Origin of the sequence: Kutzneria chonburiensis (assembly GCF_028622115.1) — a bacterium.
GTDB lineage: Bacteria > Actinomycetota > Actinomycetes > Mycobacteriales > Pseudonocardiaceae > Kutzneria > Kutzneria chonburiensis.
On the sequence record NZ_CP097263.1, the window covers coordinates 8,732,375 to 8,749,893 of the forward strand.

Consider the following 17,519-nt stretch of genomic DNA (forward strand, 5'->3'; position numbering starts at 1 on the left):
GACCTGCGATGAGCGAGTTCACCGATCCCAACGCGGTGGCCGTGGTCGGCGTCGCCTGCCGGTTCGGGCCCGCGTCGACCGTGACCGAGCTGTGGGACCTGCTTGCCGCCGGGCGCAGCGGGATCCGCGAGCACACCGACGAGGAGCTGCTCCGCCTCGGTCACGCGCCGGAGACGTTGCGGCGACCGGGTTTCGTGCGGGCGGGCAGCGTGCTGGCCGACGCGGAGACGTTCGACGCCGAGTTCTTCGGCTACAGCCCGCAACACGCGGAGTGGCTGGAGCCGCAGCAGCGGCTGCTGCTCCAGACCTGTTGGCACGCACTGGAAGACGCGGCGATCCCGCCGCGCGGCGGCGACCTGCGCACCGGCGTGTTCGTGTCGGTCGGCCAGCCGACCAACCCGGCACTGGGCATCACCGACCTGGACGCGGCCGGCATGATCCGGTTTTCCTCGTCGGACAAGGACTTCGCGGCCACCCGGGTGTCGTACAAGCTCGGGCTGACCGGTCCGTCGCTGACCGTGCAGACGGCGTGCTCGTCCTCGTTGGTCGGCGTGCACCTGGCGGCGGAGAGCCTGATCAACGAGGAGTGCGACGTCGCCGTGGTCGGCGGCGTGTCGCTGCACTACCCGCAGGCCGGCTACCTGGCCAGCCGCGACATGATCCTTTCGCCGACCGGCGCCTGCCGCCCGTTCGACGACGAGGCCGACGGCACGGTGTTCGGCAACGGCGTCGGCGCGGTGGTGCTGCGCCGCCTGTCCGACGCGATCGCCGACGGGGACCCGATCCGCGCGGTGATCCGCGGCAGCGCCGTGAACAACGACGGCGGCCGGAAGATGGATTTCCACGCGCCGTCGCCGGAGGGCCAGGAGGCCGTGATCCGCGAGGCGCTCGCGGTTGCGGGCGTGGACGCGGGGACCGTCGGCTACGTCGAGACGCACGGCACCGGCACGCATCTGGGCGACCCGATCGAGCATGCGGCGCTGGCCAAGGTGTACGGCCGCGACGGTGACTGCCTGCTCGGCTCGGTGAAGAATGTCATCGGGCACACCAACACCGCGGCCGGTGTCGCCGGTCTGATCAAGGCTGTTTTGCTGCTGGAACACGGTGAAGTGCCGGCGCAGCAAGGATTTGGCCGGCCGAATACGCGCCTGGTGCCGTCGGGTTTGAAGGTTGGCGTCGGTAGCGAGTCGTGGCCGGTCGACGGTCTGCGGCGTGCGGCGGTCAGCTCGTTCGGGATTGGCGGAACCAACGCGCATGTCGTGCTGGAACAGGCTCCTTCGCGCGCAGTGTCCGAGGTTGCGCCCGGTCCGTACGTCTTCGAGCTCTCGGCCCGTACGCCGAATGCGTTGAAGGAGAACGCTTCTCAGCTGGCTGACTGGGTTGAGGCCACCCAACCGCGAATCGCCGATGTGGCAACAACGCTGGCCGATGGACGTAGCGAGGAGCGCGAGCGGCTGACTGTCGCGGCGTCCACTGTGGACGAGCTGGTGACCAAGCTTCGGACCGGTGCGCACGAGTCGGCGGAGTTTGAGCCGATCGACGGTGCGCAGAGGATCTCGGCGCCGGGCTATCCCTTCGCCCGCCGGATCTGGCCGCGCCCGGTCACGCCCAATCCAGCCGGCATGATCGACCGTAACGTGTCCACACTGGACTCCGTACGTTTCGAGCGGGTGCTGTCACCGCAGGAACCCGTTGTCGCCGAGCATGTTGTCGCCGGCGGGGCAGTGCTGCCGGCGGCCGCGCAGCTGGAGATGGCTCTTGGCGCGGCGAGTGAGGCGTTGGGGCGTCCGGTCGTTGGATTGCAGGACATCACGTTCCACCAACCGGTTCGGGTGACCGAGTCGACGCGGCTGATCGCCGAGGTCGTCAAGGACGACCGGGGCGTGCGGGTCCGGATCCTGTCCGACGTCCTGCACGCCGAAGCCCGGGTGCTCGACTCCGTCTCCACGGCAACGGATTCCGCCGTGGTCGGCGAGACTGTGGTTCCGCCGGCCGAGCTGTACCGGACGTTTGCCGCCAACGGCGTCGAGTACGGGCCGGCGTTCCAGGTCATCGGCTCGCTGTCCCGGGGCGCGGCCGGTGCCCAGGCTCGGATCAGCTGGAACCCGGGCGTGGACGGCCGGACCTACCGGGTGTCGCCGTTCCTGCTCGACGGCGTGCTCCAGACGGTGATCGGCTGTCTGTTCGGCGAGGACCTCGGCGGCGAGACGTTCATCCCGTACTCCTTGGCCCGTCTGGAGGTTCTGGCCGACCCCGGCAGCAGCCTCCAGGTGTCGGTGCGTCCGGTGCCGTTGGCCGGCGGGGGCAAGCGGGTCCGCAAGTTCGATCTCACGGCCGTGGGCGACGACGGCTCCGTGGTGCTGCGGCTGACCGGCCTGGCGCTCCGGCCGATCGGCGCGACCAAGCCGGCGGTGCACGTCTACGCGCCGGTCGAAACGACGCGAGGTCCGCTGCCGGGTGCCGGCGAGCCCATCGTGTGGTCCCCGCCGAAGTCCGCTGCGGAACCCGCCGTGGCGGCTCGAGATGCCGCCGTGGCGGCGATCGAGTTCCTCAAGCCGTTGCTGCGGGAGCACGGTCGACGCGGTGCCCACGTCGTCGTTCCCTGCGACGACGATCTGACCGGCCGGCTCATCGGCAGTGGCCTTGCGGCCTTCGGCCGGTCGCTGACCGCCGAGAACCCTCGCTTCGCGCTGACCACCGTCACCGATCCGGTCCAGCTCACCGGAATCGACGAGGTCTACCGGCCGGTGCGGTTTGCTAGCGGCGCTAGCGCCTTCGTCGACGGTGGCCGTTACTGGATCAACGGCATGGGCCACTTGGCCGAGGCCGTCGCGGCGCACCTGGTGCGCCGGTACAACGCCCACGTCGTGCTGACCGGCCGCTCGGACCGGACGGTCGATCACCTGGGCAGTTCGGTCGAGTACCACCAGCTCGACTGCACCGATGCCGCCGCCGTTCGTGCTTTCGCCGCCGGCCTGGAGCCCGTTCGTGGCGTCGTGCACTGCGCCGGCGTGCTGCGGGATTCCTTCGTGCTGCGCAAGTCCGCTGAGGCCGCTGCCGAGGTCATCGACCCCAAGCTGCTCGGCGCGGCCCTGCTCGACGAGGTCACCGCGGGTTGGCCGCTCGACCTGTTCGTGGTGTTCTCCTCGGTGTCCGGCGTGCTCGGCAGCCCCGGGCAGGCCGATTACGCCTTCGCCAACGCCGCTGCGGACCAGTTCGCCCGTCACCGTGCCACCGTTCGCGGCGGCCGGACGCTGTCGGTGGCCTGGCCGTACTGGGCCGAGGGCGGCATGGGCGACGCCACGGTCGAGGAGGTTCTCGCCGGTCTCGGCATGCGGCCGCTCAGCACAGCCGACGGCATCGCCACGCTCGAATCCCTGCTGTCCGACCCGAATGCCCCGATCACGCCGCTGGTCTTGTGCGGGGACAAGCAGAAGCTGCACGAGACGTTCCCGCAGCTGGGCACTGCTCAATCAGCGGAACCAGTGGTGGCGGATGCCCCGGCCGCACCGGAACCGCAACCGGAGACCGTGGCGGTTGTCGGCGACCTTCGGCCGGCGTTGGAGCTGCGGCTCGCGGCCGTGGTCGGCGAGGCCACGCGCACGCCGGTCGCCGAGGTCCGGCCCGACCGGTACTTCGAGGACCTCGGCATCGACTCGCTGCTCGTGGTCCGCATCGTCGAGCTGCTGGAACGCGACTTCGGCCAGCTGTCCAAGACGCTGCTCTTCGAATGCCAGACAGTGGCCGAGCTGGCCGACTACTTCCTGGCCGAGCAGCCGGACCGGTGTGTCGAACTGTGCGGCGTCAAGCAGCCCGTGACAACACCTGTTGTCAAGGCTGAGATCGTCGAAGAACCGCCCGTCCAGCCCATCGCCGGGGACAGCCGGGACATCGCCATCATCGGCGTCGCCGGTCGTTTCCCGGGTGGCGAGGAGCCGGACGAGTTCTGGCAGACCCTGTTGGCCGGCAAGGACCTCGTGACCGAGGTGCCGGCGGATCGCTGGGACGCCAACGCCATCTACGACGCCGACGCCACGCGCGTCGACCGCACGCACACGAAGTGGGGCTCGTTCCTCAACAACGTGCAGGACTTCGACGCACCGCTGTTCAACATCTCCCCGCGCGAGGCCGGCATCGTCGACCCGCAGGCACGGCTGTTCCTGGAGAGCTGCTGGACGGTACTGGAGGACGCCGGCTACCGGCCCGACCAGGTCGTCACGCGGGCCGATGACCTGCACCGACGGGACGTCGGCGTGTTCGTCGGCGCGATGTACGGCGAATACCAGCTGCACGAGGCCGAGGAACGCCTGCGCGGCAACCCGATCCTGGCCAACAGCGCGTACTGGTCGATCGCCAACCGGGTCTCGTACTTCTTCAACTTCCAGGGGCCGAGCGTCGCCGTGGACACGGCATGCTCCTCGGCGCTGACCGCGATCCACATGGCCAGCGAGGCGATTCGGGCCGGCAGCTGCAAGGTGGCGATCGCCGGCGGCGTGAACACGCTGATCCACCCCAACAAGTACTACATGCTCAGCCAGGGGCGGTTCGCCGCGAGTGACGGCCGGTGCCGCAGCTTCGGCGCAGGCGGCGACGGCTACGTGCCGGGCGAGGGTGTCGGATCCGTGCTGCTCAAGCCGCTGGCCGACGCGCTGGCCGACGGCGACCACATCCACGCGGTGATCAAGGGGACGTCCGCCAATCACGGCGGCCGGACTAATGGATACACCGTGCCCAATCCGAAGGCGCAGGCCGATCTGATCACGAAGGCGCTGCGGGACGCCGGCCTGGACGCCGGCTCGCTCGACTACATCGAGGCCCACGGCACCGGCACGTCCCTCGGGGACCCGATCGAGATCCGGGGCCTGACCAGCGCGTTCAACCGCGACGGTGTGCGGGCGAGGGGGATCTGCCCGATCGGCTCGGTGAAGTCGAACCTCGGGCACCTGGAGTCGGCCGCCGGTGTGGTGGCGCTGAGCAAGGTGTTGTTGCAGCTCAAGCACCGCACGCTGGTGCCGTCGATCCACTCGGAGCCGCCCAACCCGGAGATCGACTTCGCCCGCACGCCCTTTGTCGTGCAGAAGCAGGTCGCGCCGTGGCAGCCGCGGACGACCGGGCAGCCGCTGCGGGCCGGCATCAGCTCCTTCGGTGCGGGCGGAGCTAACGCGCATGTCGTTATCGAAGAGGCTCCGGCGCGGCCCGCACGCGATGCCGTTGCCGGTCCCGTCGTGCTGTTCTTGTCGGCACGGACCGAGACCGCCCTCGCCGCCTACGCCACGTCGCTTCGGGAGCACATCTCACGGCACGGCGGCGACCTGGGCGACATCGCCTACACCTTCGCCGTCGGCCGCGTCGATCTGGCCAAGCGCCGGGCGATCCGGGCGGCGAGCATCGAGGAACTGCTGGCCGGTCTGGCCGGTGCCGGTAGCGAGTTCGGTGCGGATGACCCGGTCACGCAGTGGCTCTCCGGCGGCAGCATCGACCGCGAGACTGCCTGCGGCGCTGCCGGGTATGGACGGCGGATTCCGTTGCCGCACTACCCGTTCGAGCGGGTGCGCTGCTGGTACGACCTGCAGATCGCCCACCTGGACCCGAAGCGGGACCCGGTCGAGCTGCCGCACCTGCGCGACTTCGGACAGGCCGTGCCGGCGGCACCGCAACCCGCCGCACCACAGCCGGCCGCACCGAAGCCCGAGCCGGTCGCCGCAGCACCCAAGCCGGTCGCCGTCGCGCCGATCCGGCTGCGCAAGGAAACCACGAACCGCCTGGAGGGCAAGTCGATGCCACGCGACCAGAAGATCTCCCTGCGCCGACTCGGCGGCGCACCGACCCCGCCTCAGCCTCCGGTCGTCCCGGCGCCGGCCCCAGCTACTCCGGTGGCCGTGACGTCCGAAGTGGACAGTGAGCTGACCGCGATGCTGAGCGAGGTCCTCTACCTCGCGGCCGGCGAGCTCGACGCCGACCAGTCCTTCCAGGACCTCGGCGTTGACTCCATCCTCGGCGTCGAGTTCGTCGGCGCGGTCAACCGCCGTTTCCAGCTGGCGATCAAGGCCACCGAGCTGTACGACTTCCCGACGCCGGCCACGTTCGCCGCACACGTCGCGGCACAACTCGGAACCGCACCGGCCGAGCCGAAACCCGTTGTCGCACAGCCGAAGGCCGACACCACGGCGGAGATCCGGGCCACCCTGCGGGCCCAGCTGGCCGAGGTGCTCTACACCTCGGTCGACGAGATCGACGACGACGAGACCTTCAACGCGCTCGGCCTCGACTCCATCCTCGGTGTGGAGTTCGTCGCCTTCGTCAACCGCACCTACGGCCTGGACGAGAAGGCCGGCGTGCTCTACGACCACCCGAGCCTCGGCCGCCTGGCCACCCACGTCGCCGGCCTGCGCGACGTGACCGGCGAGCTGGATGCCCTGCTCGCCGCCGTCCGTGACAACCAGCTCAGCGTCGACGACGCCATGAGCCTGCTGGGAAAGTGAGCGCGAACCCGTGACCGAGCAGGAGATCTTCGACGTGGTCCGGCGGCACCTCGCCGAGGTGCTGCCCGACCTGGACACCGCCCGCGTCCAGCCGGACGTGAGCATGCGCGAGCTGGGCGCCAACTCGATCGACCGGATGGACCTGGTCATCGGCGTGCAGGACGAGCTCGGCATCACCGTGCCCAACCACGAGCTGACCAGCGTGCACAACCTGCGCTCCCTGGTCGCGGCCATCCAGGCGCACGTGTGATGACCGGCCTCGATCGCGTGCTGCTGACCTCGGCGGCGGTGCTCTGCCCGCTCGCCGAGGACCTGGCCGGCTTCGCGGACGCCCTGCTCGCCGGCCGGCGCGGGGCGGCCCCGCTGACCGGCTTCGGCCTGGCGGACTGGACCGCCCGGCACCTGCCCGACGACCCGGACGCGGCCGCGCGGCTGCGCAAGGTCGTCTGGCGGGCGGCGACGCCGGCCCAGACTGCCGCCTGCGTCGCGGTCGAGGCCGTCACCCGCTCCGGCGCCAAGCTCGGTGACCGCAGCGGGCTGATCGTGGCCGGCGGCAACCTGGCGCTGGCCCACCAAGCTCGTACGGCGCTGGACTTCGACGCCAAGCCGGGCGGCCTGCGCGCGTCGTATGCCTTGACCCATATGGATGTCGACGTGGTCGGGGCGGTCAGCGAGCTGACCGGGATCCGCGGCGAGGGCTGGGTTCTGGGCGGTGGATCGGCCAGCGGCACGCTCGCGGTCGTGCAGGCGGCGCGGATGCTCGCGGCCGGGTGGCTCGACCATTGCCTCGTGGTCGCGCCGTTGGCCGAGCTGTCCGCCGCCGAGATCGAGGCGTTCCGGCGTACGGGCGCGATGTCGCCGACTGGCGAGTGTCGGCCGTTCGACGTTGCGCGGCAAGGATTTGTGTACGGCCAGGCGGCCGCTGCCGTATTGTTGGAGCGGGCGAGCGTCGCCGACAAGCGTGGCGCGACGGTGTTGGCCGAGATCGCCGGTTACGGCCAGTGCCTGGATGCCAAGCGTGGCACCGAACCCGACAGCGCGGGCCAGGTGACCGCGATGCGGGCGGCGCTGCGTGTCGCCGGAGTCGAGGCTTCGGCGGTCGACTACGTCAACGCGCATGGCACTGGCTCGGTGCTCGGTGACGAAACCGAGGCACGCTCGATTCGAACGGTGTTCGGGCTGCGGCCGTCGCTGCGCGTCAACTCGACCAAACCCCTTGTCGGGCACTGCCTTTCCGCCGCCGGACTGATCGAGCTGATCGCCACCGTCGCGCAGCAGAAGGCCGGCTCCTGCCACCCCAACCCCAACCTCGACACCCCGCTCGACCCCGAACTGGCCCTGGTCGGCCGGTCGGCCGAGGCCCATCCCATCCGCACCGCGCTGTCCAACAGTTTCGCATTCGGCGGCATCAACGCGTCGGTCCTGGTCCGGGCCGCGTGACCTGGAGGAGAGAAGTCATGAAGCACGTCGGGATCGAAGCCATCAACGCCTACTGCGGCGAGACCTATGTGGACGTGCCGACCCTGTTCGCGGCACGCGGCCTTGACACCAGCCGGCTGGACAACCTGATGATGAGCCGCAAGAGCGTGGCGCTGCACTGCGAGGACGCGGTGTCGTTCGCTGTGAACGCGGCCAAACCCATCGTGGACGCGCTCACGCCGGAGCAGCGGGACTCCATCGAGCTGCTGATCGTCGGCACCGAGTCCGGTGTGGACTTCGGCAAGTCGCTGGCCACCTACGTGCACGACGCGTTGGGACTGAGCCGAAACTGCCGGCTGTTCGAGACCAAGCAGGCCTGCTACAGCGGCACCGCCGCCATGCAGATGGCCGCCGCGGTCGTCGCGGCCAGCCCGTTCGAGGGCGTGCGGGCCCTGGTGATCTCCAGTGACGTCGCCCGCCCGGTGCCGCACACCTACGTCGAGCCCAGCCAGGGCGCCGGCGCGATGGCCATGCTGATCAGCGACAACCCCGTGGTGGCAGCGTTCGACCACGGCGCCAACGGCTACTTCAGCTACGAGGTCATGGACACCTGCCGGCCGACGCCGGAGGCCGAGGCCGGCGACGTCGACCTCTCGCTGCTGACCTACATCGACTGCCTGCGCGGCTCGTTCACCGACTACGCCAGCAAGGTCGACGGCGCCGACATCGTCGACTCCTTCGACCTGCTGGCCATGCACACCCCGTTCCCGGGCATGGTCAAGGGCGCGCACCGCACGGTGCTGCGCCGGCTCAAGAAGATGTCGCCGCAGGCGCTGGAGGACGACTTCAACCGCCGCCTCGGCCCGGCCATCACCTACCCGCGCGAGGTCGGCAACATCTACGCCGGCACGGTTTTCCTGGCCCTGGCCAGCACTATCGACAACGCGCGCATCGACCGCGAGACGCGGCTGGGCATCTTCTCCTATGGTTCCGGCTGCGCCTCGGAGTTCTACAGCGCGGTCGTCACGCCGGAGTCGCAGCGCGCGGTGGCGCAGATGGGCATCACCCAGCGGCTCAACGGCCGCTACCAGCTGGCCATGGAGGAGTACGACGAGCTGCTGGCCGCCACCGCCGAGCTGAAGTTCGGCACCCCTGACTTCACCTTCGACCTCGACCGCTTCCCGCAGATCATGAAGTCACAGCTGGTCAACCGGAAGCTGCTGGTGCTGTCCGAGGTTCGCGGCCACCACCGCGAGTACGTGTGGCTCGGCGGTGAGGGCTGATGCCGCCGTACGCGGGGTATGTGCTGGACCGGCCGGGCCGGCGCAACACTATCGACGAGGCCATGCTGGCCGCCATCGACCGTGCCCTGACCGCCGCCGAGTCCTCTTCGGACAATCGAGTCTTCGTGATCTCGGCTGCGGGCGAGGACTTCTGCGCCGGGATGGACCTGGACACCGCGCCGCCGGCCGGCCCGGTGGTCGGCGAGCTGCCGTACTGGAAGTTGCTGCGACGCCTGACCACCTCGCCGCTCGTCACTGTGTCTGTTGTGGACGGTGCTGCGACCGCCGGCGGCGTGGGACTGGCGGCGGCCTGTGATGTGGTGCTCGCCGGGCGCGACGCCCGTTTCCGGCTCACCGAAACGCTTCTCGGACTGGTGCCGGCGATGGCGCTGCCGTTCGTCGCGCGCCGGACCGGAGAGCAGCGGGCGTTCAACGCCGCCCTGCTTGCTGACGACATCGACGCCGAGGCCGCACTGGGGCTCGGCCTCGTCGATCGGGTCGGCGCGAGCGGGCAGGAGCTGCTGCGCCCGCTGCTCGTCGGTCTGCGTCGCGTGCAACGGGAAACCGTTGCCGCACTGAAGAACTACCGCAACACGGCGTTCGGGTGGCGGGATGATCTCGGCACCGTTGCCGGGCAGGCGTTCCTGGACCGTATGGACTCCGATCTGGTGCGGACGATGGTGAAGGCGGTGGCGTCGTGAGCTCCGTGGTGCACCTGGAGTTCGAGGGTCCGGTGGCCGTGGTCCGGATGGCGGACACGGGCCGTCGCAACACGTTCAGCGCCGACCTCGCCGCTGGTCTGGTGGCGAGGTTCGACGAGGCGGTGGCCCGCGAGGACACCCGGGTCGTGCTCGTCGAGGGTCTGCCGGAGCTGTTCTGTGCCGGCGGTTCGCAGACCGAGCTGCTCAACTTTGCCGAGGGCAATGGGACTTTCGACACCGACGACTTCTTCCGCGTGTTCGCGCACTGCCCGCTTCCGGTCGTCGCGGCCGTGCAGGGGCACGCCATCGGCGGGGGTCTTGTGCTCGCGCTGTACGCGGATATGCTTGTGCTGTCGGAACGTTCCGTCTACGCCGCGAACTTCATGCGGTACGGCTTCACGCCCGGCATGGGCGCGACGCACCTGCTGCCGACTCGGTTCGGGCCGGTGCTGGGGCAGGAGATGCTCTACAGCGCGAAGAACTACCGCGGCGCCGAGCTGGCCGCCCGCGGCGTCAGCGTTCCAGTCGTCCCACACGCCGAAGTCCCTTCGGTGGCAAGGGAACTGGCCGCATCGGTGGCTCGCGCCCCGCGCGTTTCGCTGGAACTGCTCAAGCGGGAACTGTCCCGGCCGCTGCTGGTCGCCAGCGAGGGCGCCATTGCCCGCGAGGTCGACATGCACGGTGTCTCCTTTCATCTGCCGGAAGTGCGCGATCGCATCACCGCCGCCTACGCGAAGGGCGGCGCAGCCCGATGACCACCCCGAACCACGACAGGGCCGAGGAAAAATGGACGCACGCGAGATCCTGAACCGCGTCCGCAGCGGTGAACTGGACCTGGGGTCCGCGTCCGCCCAGCTGCGCGGCACGGAGACCGAGGCGCCGACACGCGAGCCGATCGCCGTGATCGGTTGCAGCGCACGGTTTCCCGGTGCCGAGGATGCCGAGCAGTTCTGGAACCTGCTGCTGGACGGCGCCGACCTGGTCACCGAGGTGCCGGCCGACCGTTGGTCCGCCTCGAGCTACTTCGACGCCGACCCGGCCGCCGCCGGCAAGTCCACGTCCAAGTGGGGCGCTTTCGTGTCCGATGCGGACGCTTTCGACGCCGACTTCTTCCGCATGACGCCGCGCGAGGCCGAGCTCACCGACCCGCAGGCTCGACTGTTCCTTCAGGAGTCCTGGCGGGCCTTGGAGAACGCCGGCCTCGCTCCGGCAACGCTGGCCGGTGCGCGCTGCGGCGTCTACGCCGGCGTGATGCTCAACGACTACCTCCAGCGGATCGAGCGGGGGAGCGAGCACTCTCGGCTGCCGCAGGTGATGCAGGGCAACTCCAACTCGATGCTGGCCGCCCGGCTGGCGTACGAGCTGGACCTGCGCGGGCCGACGGCCACTGTGGACACTGCCTGTTCGTCGTCGCTCGTCGCCCTGCACCTGGCCTGCCAGTCGCTGTGGCTCGGCGAGGCCGACCTGATGGTCGCCGGCGGCGTCACGCTGTACCTGACTGAACTCCCGTATGTTTACATGAGTAAGGCTGGCATGCTGTCGGCGCACGGCCAGGAGCGCGCTTTCGACGCCGCCGCCGACGGCATCGTGCCCGGCGAGGGCTGCGCCGTCGTTGTGCTCAAGCCGTTGGCCAAGGCCCTGGCCGACGGTGACCCCGTGCAGGCGATAATCCGGGCGACCGGTATCAATTCCGACGGGCGCACCAACGGCATCACGGCGCCCAGTGGCCGTTCGCAGGCCGCGCTGATCTCCGACACGTACCAGCGTTTCGGCATCGATCCGTCTACTGTGGACTACGTCGAGTGTCACGGCACCGGCACCCCGCTCGGTGACCCGATCGAGGTCGCCGCGCTGAACGAGGTGTTCGCGCCGGCCGGTCTCGCCGCCGGCAGCGTGCCCATCGGCTCCGTGAAGACCAACGTCGGCCACACCTCGGCCGCGGCCGGGCTGGCCGGCTTGATCAAGGCCATCGGTGTCGTCAGCACCGGTGACGTGCCGCCGACCCTGCATCTGACGTCGCCCAACCCGCGGATTCCCTTCGCCGAGGGGCCTTTCACTCCCGTCACCTCTCGTCGGCGGCTGCCGGCCACCGGCCGTCAGCGTCGGGCTGCCGTCAGTGCCTTCGGTTTCAGTGGTACCAACGCGCACGTTGTCGTCGAGGCCCCGCCGGCCCGTCCGGCTTCGCCTCGGCAGACCGGTCCCTTTGTCGTTGCCCTGTCCGGTCGTCGTCCCGACCGTATTGCCGCCATCGCTCGCGATCTTCGTCGTTGGCTCGATGGTGCCGGCGCCACCAGCTCCGTCGCCGATGTCGCCTACACCCTGGCCGTCGCTCGTAGCCACTACCAGCACCGCGCCGCCCTTGTGGTCAGCGATCTGGCCGAGCTTCGTGCCGGTCTGGACCGCCTGATCGCCGGTTCGCCCGTCGAGGAATCTCATGACGTCGCGCGCCAATACCTTTCCGGTGCGCAGGTCGACTGGGCTTCGGTGTTCGCCGACGGCGGTTTCCGCCGGCTGGCGATGCCCGGTTATGTCTTCGCCAAGGACCGCCACTTCGTGTCCGTTGCGCCGCAGGCAACTCCCGACATCGACGCCCTCGACCTGAACCGCCCGGTATGGGTTCCCGCTTCGCCTTCCTCAGAGGCCTTCGAGGCCGGTATGGTCCGCATTTTCGACCCTTCTGGCGAGCTGACCGGCCTCGGCGTCGAGTCGGATCACCCCGACACTCTCGTGCTCCGCTTCGACCAGGGCACTGTCGCCGAGGCCTTTGAGCTCGCCGCCGCCGTGCTGCGGGCCGCTCCTCGCGACCAGTTGATTCGCGTTGTCGCCGTGTCGACCGACCTGCCCAATGCGTTCGCCGGCAACGCTTTCATCCGTTCCCTCGCTCAGGAGAACCCTCGCGTCTCCGGCGCTTCCCTCTTGGTCGACTCGGGCCCTGCCGGCTTGGCCCAGCTTCGCGCCGAGCTCTCCGTCCGCTCTTCCGGTCTCCTTGACCTCCGTGGCGGCGGGCGTTCCTCTCTCGTGTTGGAGTCTTTCCGCCCCGCCGCTCCCGTTTCGCTGCGTGACGGCGGCGTTTATCTCATCACCGGCGGCATGGGTGGCATCGGCTCCGTTCTCGCCGAGCACCTTGTCTCACAGCACAACGCCCGCGTCGTTCTTTGCGGACGCAGTGCCGTTTCCCTTCCCGACGGCCCCATTCGTTACGTACAGGCCGACGTTTCCGACCCTGCGCAGGTTTCGGCTTTGGTGCGTTCCGTTCTCGCCACCGAGGGCTCGCTGCACGGCGTTTTCCACGCCGCCGGCGTCGTTCGGGACGCTTTCCTCACCCGGAAGCGGGCCTCCGATGTCGAAGCAGTGTTGGCACCCAAGACTTCCGGCGTCGTCGCACTCGATGCCGCCACCGCCGACCTTCCCCTCGACCTGTTCGTGCTGTTCTCTTCCGTCGCCGCCGTGACCGGCAATATCGGGCAGACCGATTACGCCTTCGGCAACGGCTTCCTCGACGGTTTCGCTTTGCAGCGCGCTGAGCTCGTTTCCGCCGGCCGTCGTCATGGCGTCACCCTTTCCGTGGATTGGCCGCTGTGGGACGGCACCGGCATGACCGTGCCCGAGCCGGTGCTGCGGGTTGTCGAGGAGCAGGTCGGCATGACCCCGCTCCCCGCCCCGCTCGCCCTCGCTTCCCTGCCGCACCTGCTCGGCGCCGGCGCCCCCGTCGTCTCTGTCTTCCACGGCAACCGCGACACCTGGCATCGCCACCTGACATCGCACGGCCTGCTCACCGCCGAGGTTGATTCGCCGGCTGCCGCTCAGCCTGATTCGCCGGGCGGCGCTTCGACCAAGGCTGATTCGCCCGGCGGCGCTTCGCTCGCGGCGGCTCAGGCTGGCCCGCTCAGCGGCGCGTCACCCACCACCGCCCCGGCTCGGACTCACTCCACTTCGCCGTCGGTCACCGCTGCGGTCCTGGCTGCCGTCGCTTCCGCTCTCGGTCGATCCGCCGACGAGCTCAGCCTCGGCACTTCGCTCGAGTCCCTCGGCCTCGACTCGCTCATGATCCGGACGCTCGCCGCCGAGCTCAGCCGCCGCGTCGCCCCCGTCGGTCCCGAGGAGCTCTTCGGCCTCCGCGACCTCGCGGAGCTGGCCACACTCCTGGCCCAACGCTCCGCACCTTCACCAGCGCCACACACCCCCGCCGACGCCGCGCCCACCGCCGAACCGCAGCCCCACCTCGGCACAAAAAACGCATCCCCCTCCGCTCCCAGGGGGGCGACCCCGGAGCCATCGTATCGCCGGGAGGGGCGGGTTGATCTTGGTGGCGGGGTGGCTGTGGATAAGTCGGGGGATGTGGACAACGCGGTGTGGGAGGGGGAGCTGAGGGGGAGCGCGGGGGACGTTGCGGTGATCGGGGTGTCGGGGCGGTATCCCGGCGCGTCGGATCTGGATGCCTTCTGGCGCAACCTTTCCGGGCGGGCCGACACCGTGTCGGAGCTGCCTACGGATCGGTGGGCGGATGCGGGCGGGGTGGAGGCAAGGGGTCATTTCCTGCTGGGGATAGACCGCTTCGACCCGGAGTTCTTCGGTCTCTCGGCGCACGACGCGGCGATGACGGACCCGCAGGAACGGCTGTTCCTGGAAGTGGCCTGGGAGGCGCTGGAAGACGCGGGCTACGCGGGCGATCGCCTGAACGAACTGGTGGCCCCGGACGGGGAGAAGCGCAGCCTCGGGGTGTTCGTGGGGGTGACGTCGGGGGACTACCAGCTGCTGGGTGCGCAACAGTGGGCGCACGGAAGCAGGACGATGCCGGCGGCGCACCAGTGGAGCGTGGCGAACCGGCTGTCGTACCTGCTGGACCTGCGAGGCCCGAGCCAACCGGTGGACACGGCGTGCTCGTCGTCGCTGGTGGCGCTGCACCTGGCGGCGGAGAGCATCCGCCGCGGCGAATGCGCGGCGGCGCTGGTCGGCGGGGTGAACCTGTACCTGCACCCGTCCCGGTTCCGCATGCTGCGGCAGTCGGGCTTCCTCGCCGAAGACGGCCGCTGCCGGAGCTTCGGCGCGGGCGGTACGGGCTTCGGCCCGGGCGAAGGCGCGGGCGCGGTGCTGGTGAAGCCGCTGGCCCAGGCGCTGAAGGACGGCGACAACGTGCTGGCGGTGATCAAGGGCAGCGCGGTGGCGCACGGCGGCCGTACGAACGGCTACACCGCGCCGAGCCCGCACGCGCAAGCCCGGGTGATCCGCCAGGCGCTGACGAAGGCGCAGGTCGACCCGGCCTCGGTCACGGTGATCGAGGCCCACGGCACGGGCACGGAGCTGGGCGACCCGGTGGAGCTGGCCGGCCTGATGGCCACGTACGGCAGCACGCGGAACGCGCCGCGCTGCTCGGTGGGCTCGGTGAAGTCGAACATCGGCCACGGCGAGTCGGTCGCCGGCCTGGCGGCGTTGACCAAGGTGCTGCTCCAGCTCAAGCACCGCACGCTGCTGCCGACCCTGCACGCGGAGGAGATCAACCCGAACCTCCGCCTGGCCGACACGCGCTTCGACCTCCAGCGCGAAGCGGCGCCGTGGGTGCCGCTGCTGGACGACGAGGGCCGGCAGCTGCCCCGCCGCGCGGGCGTGAGCTCGTTCGGCGCTGGTGGGGTCAACGCCCACGTGGTGCTCGAAGAATTCATCGACGAACAGCCGAAGACAACGACCGACAAGCCGCAGCTGTTCGTGCTGTCGGCCCCGACCAAGGAGCACCTCAAAGCGTCGGCCCAGCGGCTGGCGGAGTGGGTGCGGGCCAACGCCGACACGATCGACCTGGCCGCAGTGGCCCGGACGCTGCGTGAAGGCCGGGCGGCCAAGGACTGCCGGCTGATCGTGGTCGCGAGCACTGCGGCGGAGTTGGCGGACGGCCTGCTCAACGCCATGATCGGCGAGCGGCCGCGCGGGGAACACGCGCTCGCCGCGGCGCCGGAGACGGCGGCGTTCCTCGCCCAGCTCTGGAACAACGGCCGGCTGAGCCAGGTCGGCCGCCTGTGGCTGGACGGCCTGGACGTGCCGTGGCGGGAGCTCGACGGAAGCACCGGCCGGCTGGTGTCGCTGCCGCCGTCGGCGTTCCTGGACCGGCCGCTGTGGTTCAACGACCGGCAGCCGACCGAGACCATCCCGACAACAGTTGTTGTCGAACGGCAGCCGGTCGTCCCGACAGCGGTCGAAAAGCCTGTTGTGGCCGAGGCGAATCCGGTGCTCGAGCGGCTGCTCGAGTTCGCGGAGGCGACGGCGGTCGGCGTGACCGGCCCGATCGACCCGGCGCGGGCCCTGCCCGAGCTGGGCGTCGACTCGATCAACCTGATGAACCTGCGCTTCGAGATCGACGACCGCTACGGGTTGTCCATCCCGCTCGACGAGCTCGCCGAGCGCACCGTGACCGAACTGGCCGACACCATCCTCGCCGCGGCCGGAGGGGAGACCGATGAGGACGTTGCTCACGCCCGACCCGGAGAACGGCTGGTGGCCGTTCCCGCTCAACGAGATCCAGGAGTCCTTCTACGTCGGCCGCCGCCTCGGCGACGGCACCGGCATCGGCACCCAGGTCCAGGTCGAGTTCGAGGCAGACCTGGACGTGGACCGGCTGGAGTCGAGCTGGAACGAGCTGGTCAACCGCACCGGAATGCTGCGCGCGGTGGTGCTGCCGGACGCCACCCAGGAGATCCGCGACATCGTGCCGTACTACCGGGTCGAGACGGTGGACGTCGCCTCGCCCGAGGACCTGAACAGCCTGCGGGAGGCCAACTCCGGCAGCGGGTTCGACCCGCACACCTGGCCGATGTTCTCGATCAAGGTGGCGCGGCGGCCGGACGGCCGCAGCCGGGTGTTCTTCGCGGTGGACGAGATGATCGCCGACGGCCCGAGTGTGTCGCTGCTGCTGCGCCAGTGGTACGCGCTGTACCGGGGCGAGCAGCCGCAGCTGCCGGAGATCAGCTTCCGGGATTACGTGCTGGGCACGCAGGTGCGGTCCGATCGCCTGAACACGGCGCTGGAGTACTGGCGCGGCAAGCTGGCCGACGCCGATCTGGATCGGCCGGCCCCGCTGCTGGCGGCAAAGCCCGGTGAGGAACGGGCTCGTACCCGGCGCTCGCTGAAGCTGGCCGAGACGCAGTGGTCTACGGTGAAACAGGCCGCGATGGCCGGCCGCGCAACGCCTTCGGCGCTGCTGTTGGCGCTCTACACGGCGGCAGTGTCCATTGAGGACGGCACGAGCGGGCTGCCGGTGGTGCTCACCACGTACAACCGGAACCCGGTGCACCCCGATGTCGCGCACCTGGTCGGGCCGTTCATCTCGACCTCGGTGTTCCTGGCCCCGGCGGCGACCGGCAGCCTCGGCGACCTGCTCGCCGCGGTCCGCAGCCAGCTGTGGCGCGACCTGGAGCACTCGACGGTCGGCGGCGTACGGGCGCAGCGGGAGTGGGCGCGCCGCGATCGGTCGCGGGCCGGCGGCACAATTCCGTTGGTGTACACGAGTTTGCTGGGCAGCCTCACCCAGGCCGGCTCGGACGTGGACCTGGACAGCTGGGCGATGCTGGTCGACGACGAGTCGACCAGCACCTACACCCCGGGGTATATCTGGAGCAAGTCGTCCAGGAACGGGCCGGCGAGCTGAC

The 17,519-nt window shown here is 70.1% G+C and carries 7 protein-coding genes and 1 pseudogene; all 8 read left to right on the forward strand.

From position 1 onward, the window contains the following. The first annotated feature begins 8 nt into the window (after positions 1 to 8). The 8 genes and pseudogenes from M3Q35_RS40725 to M3Q35_RS40760 all read left to right on the forward strand — a co-directional run bounded on the left by M3Q35_RS40725 (position 9) and on the right by M3Q35_RS40760 (position 17,518). Entirely contained in the window at positions 9 to 6,482 is a 6,474-nt protein-coding gene (locus M3Q35_RS40725) for a beta-ketoacyl synthase N-terminal-like domain-containing protein (RefSeq protein ID WP_273937902.1), read from the forward strand. 10 nt (positions 6,483 to 6,492) lie between these two features. Next, positions 6,493 to 6,732, forward strand: coding sequence for a phosphopantetheine-binding protein (locus M3Q35_RS40730; protein ID WP_273937903.1), 240 nt, complete (start codon positions 6,493 to 6,495; stop codon positions 6,730 to 6,732). Then, the gene (locus tag M3Q35_RS40735) at positions 6,732 to 7,922 is read left to right on the forward strand and encodes a beta-ketoacyl synthase N-terminal-like domain-containing protein (RefSeq protein ID WP_273937904.1); all 1,191 of its coding nucleotides are present in this window, start codon (positions 6,732 to 6,734) and stop codon (positions 7,920 to 7,922) included. The genes M3Q35_RS40730 and M3Q35_RS40735 overlap by 1 nt, the downstream gene beginning before the upstream one ends. 17 nt (positions 7,923 to 7,939) lie before the next feature. Continuing rightward, on the forward strand, positions 7,940 to 9,184 hold the full coding sequence (locus tag M3Q35_RS40740) for a hydroxymethylglutaryl-CoA synthase family protein (protein ID WP_273937905.1): 1,245 nt from the start codon (positions 7,940 to 7,942) through the stop codon (positions 9,182 to 9,184). Continuing rightward, a complete protein-coding gene (locus M3Q35_RS40745) occupies positions 9,184 to 9,885 on the forward strand; it encodes an enoyl-CoA hydratase-related protein (RefSeq protein WP_273937906.1) in 702 nt (233 codons plus the stop codon). Before M3Q35_RS40740 ends, M3Q35_RS40745 begins: the two co-directional genes overlap by 1 nt. Then, the gene (locus M3Q35_RS40750) at positions 9,882 to 10,640 is read left to right on the forward strand and encodes a polyketide synthase (protein WP_273937907.1); all 759 of its coding nucleotides are present in this window, start codon (positions 9,882 to 9,884) and stop codon (positions 10,638 to 10,640) included. The genes M3Q35_RS40745 and M3Q35_RS40750 overlap by 4 nt, the downstream gene beginning before the upstream one ends. 31 nt (positions 10,641 to 10,671) lie before the next feature. After that, positions 10,672 to 16,293: pseudogene (locus M3Q35_RS40755) on the forward strand (SDR family NAD(P)-dependent oxidoreductase); the annotation flags it as partial. Positions 16,294 to 16,330: 37 nt separating this feature from the next. Further along, a complete protein-coding gene (locus tag M3Q35_RS40760; RefSeq protein WP_273937908.1) occupies positions 16,331 to 17,518 on the forward strand; it encodes a condensation domain-containing protein in 1,188 nt (395 codons plus the stop codon). The last annotated feature ends 1 nt before the right edge of the window (position 17,519 follow it).

Coding starts and splice junctions, on each gene's coding strand:
- M3Q35_RS40745 (WP_273937906.1), top strand. CDS start 9,184: ATGCCGCCGTACGCGGGGTATGTGCTGGACCGGCCGGGCCGGCGCAAC.
- M3Q35_RS40725 (WP_273937902.1), top strand. CDS start 9: ATGAGCGAGTTCACCGATCCCAACGCGGTGGCCGTGGTCGGCGTCGCC.
- M3Q35_RS40735 (WP_273937904.1), top strand. CDS start 6,732: ATGACCGGCCTCGATCGCGTGCTGCTGACCTCGGCGGCGGTGCTCTGC.
- M3Q35_RS40760 (WP_273937908.1), top strand. CDS start 16,331: ATGAGGACGTTGCTCACGCCCGACCCGGAGAACGGCTGGTGGCCGTTC.
- M3Q35_RS40740 (WP_273937905.1), top strand. CDS start 7,940: ATGAAGCACGTCGGGATCGAAGCCATCAACGCCTACTGCGGCGAGACC.